Annotated in this window: 2 protein-coding genes; both read right to left on the reverse strand. The window is 73.5% G+C overall.

Features of this window, described 5'->3' with window-relative positions; translation table 11 throughout:
* Nucleotides 1-623 (reverse strand): MazG family protein (locus JZ5iCDA_RS20085; RefSeq protein WP_069388032.1); only part of this gene is annotated, 623 nt, incomplete at its 3' end.
* Between the two features lie 57 nt (nucleotides 624-680).
* Nucleotides 681-4,224 (reverse strand): transcription-repair coupling factor (gene mfd / locus JZ5iCDA_RS15940; RefSeq protein ID WP_069388033.1); only part of this gene is annotated, 3,544 nt, incomplete at its 5' end.

Genomic DNA, 4,224 nt, shown 5'->3' on the forward strand with positions numbered 1-4,224 from the left:
CGCTCGGCCCCCTCACGGCCTGGATCCTCGGTTTCGCGATCTCCGCCGACGTCGCGTACGACCACACGGCGTTCGCGCTGCACGTGTCCACGGGCGTGAGCGGCCGGGCCGACCATGTCGCCGAGGCCGCCGCGCTCGGCGCGCGAGAGCACCTTCTGCGCCCGCGCGAGCGCCCCCTGCGTGTGCGAGATCCCCTCGAGCACCGAGGACCGGCTCTTCTCCGCCTTCTTGATCGCGTCCCACTGGGCGTGCAGGTCCGTCGCCGCGACCGGGTCGTCCGCGAACACGTGCGGGTGCCGGCGGACGAGCTTCGCGACGAGGTCGGCCGCGACGTCGTCGACCGTGAACGGGTCCGGCTCCTCGCTCGCGATGCGCGCGTGGAACAGCACCTGCAGGAGCAGGTCGCCGAGCTCCTCGCGCATGCCGGCCCGGTCGTCGGTCTCGATGGCCTCGGCGAGCTCGTGCGCCTCCTCGAGCAGGTAGTGCACGAGGGACGCGTGCGTCTGCTCGCGGTCCCACGGGCAGCCGCCCGGCGAGTACAGGCGGTCCATGACCGCGACCGCCTCGCGCAGGGCGTCGGTCGGGGCGGTGTCCGGGCGGGTCTCGCGGGAGTGGTCCGTCACCGGCTCATCGTAGGAGCCAGGAGCGCCCCGACGCCGGGCGCGACCCGACCGGCCCGCTCAGCGGGCAGCCGCCGACGTGCCCACGCTCGCCGCCGCGCTCACCTCGCCGAGGACGACCGCGTCGACGAGCTGGCGCGCCCAGTCGAGCACCTCGGTGCCGCGCAGCGGACGGCCGCCGATGCGCGCCGTCGTCGGGAACGGCACGAGGATCGCGCGGATCGCCGGCTTGAGCATCGTGCCCGGGTAGAGCCGCTTGAGCCGCAGCTGCGCCGACTCGGGCAGGTCCACCGGCGCGAACCGGATGAACTTCCCCTGCGCCGTGACGTCCGTGAGCCCCGCGCGGCGCACGTGGTTGCGGAAGTCGGCGACGTCGAACAGCGCCGACGCGACGTCGGGCAGCGCGCCGTAGCGGTCGACGAGCTCGGCCCGCACCTCGGCGAGCGCGGGCGCGTCCGTCGCCGCCGCGATCTTGCGGTACGCCTCGAGGCGCAGGCGCTCGGTCGCGATGTACGACTCGGGCAGGTGCGCGTCGACCGGGAGCTCGATCGAGACCTCCGGCTGCTCCTCGGCGCCGTCCCCGCGGAAGCTCGCGACGGCCTCCCCCACCATGCGCACGTACAGGTCGAACCCGACGCCCGCGATGTGCCCGGACTGCTCGCCGCCGAGCAGGTTGCCCGCGCCGCGGATCTCGAGGTCCTTCATCGCGACCTGCATGCCCGCGCCGAGGTCGGTGTGCGCCGCGATCGTCGCGAGACGGTCGTGCGCGGTCTCGGTGAGCGGGCGCTCCGGCGGGTAGAGGAAGTACGCGTAGGCGCGCTCCCGGCCGCGGCCGACGCGCCCGCGGAGCTGGTGCAGCTGGGACAGGCCGAGCACGTCGGCGCGCTCGAGGATGAGCGTGTTCGCGTTGGAGATGTCGAGGCCGGTCTCGATGATCGTCGTGCAGACGAGGACGTCGAGCTCCTTCTCCCAGAACGCGCGGATCACCTGGTCGAGCTGGTGCTCGTTCATCTTGCCGTGCGCGACGCCGACGCGGGCCTCAGGCACGAGCTCGCGCAGCCTCGCCGCCGTCCGCTCGATGGTCTCGACCTTGTTGTGCACGTAGAACACCTGGCCCTCGCGCAGCAGCTCACGGCGCAGCGCCGCGGCGATCTGCTTCTCCTCGTACGCCCCGACGTACGTGAGGACGGGGTGGCGCTCCTCGGGCGGCGTCGCGAGCGTCGACATCTCGCGGATGCCCGTGACGGCCATCTCGAGCGTGCGCGGGATCGGCGTCGCGGACATCGCGAGGACGTCGACGTTCGTGCGCAGCTGCTTGAGGGTCTCCTTGTGCTCGACGCCGAACCGCTGCTCCTCGTCGATGATCACGAGGCCGAGGTCCTTGAACCGCACGCCGCCCGTGATGAGACGGTGCGTGCCGATGACGACGTCGACCTTCCCCGTGCGCAGGCCCTCGACGACCTCCTCGCTCTCCTTGGCCGTCTGGAAGCGCGACAGCGCCCGGACGGTCACCGGGAAGCCCGCGTACCGCTCCGAGAACGTCTCGAAGTGCTGCTGGACGAGCAGCGTCGTCGGCACGAGGACGGCCACCTGCTTGCCGTCCTGGACGGCCTTGAACGCCGCGCGGATCGCGATCTCCGTCTTGCCGTAGCCGACGTCGCCGCACACGAGACGGTCCATCGGGACCGTCTTCTCCATGTCGGCCTTGACCTCGTCGATCGTGGCGAGCTGGTCCGGCGTCTCCACGTACGCGAACGCGTCCTCGAGCTCGCGCTGCCACGGCGTGTCCGGGCCGAACGCGTGCCCCTGCGTCGCCATGCGCGCGCTGTAGAGGCGGATGAGCTCGCTCGCGATCTCGCGCACGTGCTTGCGGGCGCGCGACTTGGTCTTCGCCCAGTCCGAGCCGCCCATCTTGTTGAGGCTCGGCGACTCGCCGCCGGTGTACTTCGTGACCTGGTCGAGCTGGTCCATGGGGACGAAGAGCCGGTCGCCGGGATGGCCGCGCTTGCTGCTCGCGTACTCGATGACGAGGTACTCGCGCGTCGCGGCGTTGCCCCCGGTGCCGAGCGTGCGCTGCACGAGCTCGACGAACCGGCCCACACCGTGCTGCTCGTGCACGACGAAGTCCCCCGCCTTGAGCTGCAGCGGGTCGACGACGTTGCGCCGGCGCGACGGCATCCTGCGCATGTCGCGCGTGCTCGTGCCCGCGCGGCCCGTGAGGTCGGCCTCGGAGAAGACGGCGAGACGCAGCTCGGGGGCGACGAACCCCTTGCCGACCATCGCTGGGGTGACGAGGACGATGCCGCCCTCGGGCTCGTCGTCGAGGCGCGCGACGAGACGCGCCGGGGTGTCGGCGGCGCCGAGCTGCTCGACCATGCGCTTCGCGGGACCGTGGCCCTCGGTCGTGAGGACGAGGCGCCAGCCCGCGTGCTGGAGGTTCCGCACGTCGTCGATCGCGCGCGACACGTCGCCGCGGTAGGACTCGACGTCGCGCGCGCCGATCGTGAACGTCGGTACGCCCGACGCGCTCTCCTGCGCGTCGGCGGGGACGTCGTCGAGCTCGGGGTTGTCGAGCGCGAACGACGACAGCGTCCACCAGCCCAGCCCCCGGCGCTGGGAGATCGCGCGCACCTCGGCGAACGTCGCGAACGACGCCGCGGACAGGTCGATCGGGGCCTTCCCGCCCGCGACCGCGCCCGTCCACGCCGCGGCGAGGAACTCCTCGGTCGTCGCGACGAGGTCGTGCGCGCGCCGGCGCACGCGCTCGGCGTCGTCGAGGACGAGCAGCGCGTCGTCGGGCACGAGCTCGAGCACCGGCACCATGCGGTCCACGAGGACGGGCGCGAGGGACTCCATGCCCTCGACCGCGACCCCCGCGGCGAGCTTGTCGAGCATCTCCGCGGCACCGGGCAGGTCCTCGACGAGCGCGGCCGCGCGCTCGCGCACCGCGTCGGTGAGCAGGATCTCGCGGCACGGCGGCGCCCACAGCCCGTGCTCGGCGATCTCGAGGCTGCGCTGGTCGGCCACCGCGAACCAGCGGATCTCGGAGACCTCGTCGCCCCAGAACTCGACGCGCAGCGGGTGGTCCTCCGTGGGCGGGAACACGTCGAGGATGCCGCCGCGCACCGCGAACTCCCCGCGCCGCTCGACCATGTCCACGCGCGTGTACGCCGCGTTCACGAGCCGCTCGGCGACGTCCGTCAGGTCGGCGACGTCGCCGTGGTGCAGCTCGACCGGGACGAGCTCGCCCAGGCCCTCCACGACCGGCTGGAGCAGCGCGCGCACCGGCATGACGAGCACGCGCACCGGGCCGGACGGGCCGATCTCCGGGTCCGGGTGCGCGAGGCGGCGGAAGACGGCGATGCGCCGCGCGACCGTGTCCGCGCGCGGGCTCAGGCGCTCGTGCGGGAGCGTCTCCCAGCTCGGGAGCACGGCGACGAGGTCGGCCAGCTCGTCGGGCAGGTAGGCCCGCACGCTCGCGGCGAGCTCGTCGGCGTCGCGCCCCGTGGCCGTCACCACGACGAGCGGACGCGAGCCGGACGCGGCGCGCGCGAGCACGCCCTCCGCCGCGGGCACCGACACCGGCGCCGACGGCGTCGCCGCC

The sequence above is a fragment of the Cellulosimicrobium cellulans genome, assembly GCF_001722485.1.
GTDB lineage: Bacteria > Actinomycetota > Actinomycetes > Actinomycetales > Cellulomonadaceae > Cellulosimicrobium > Cellulosimicrobium cellulans_A.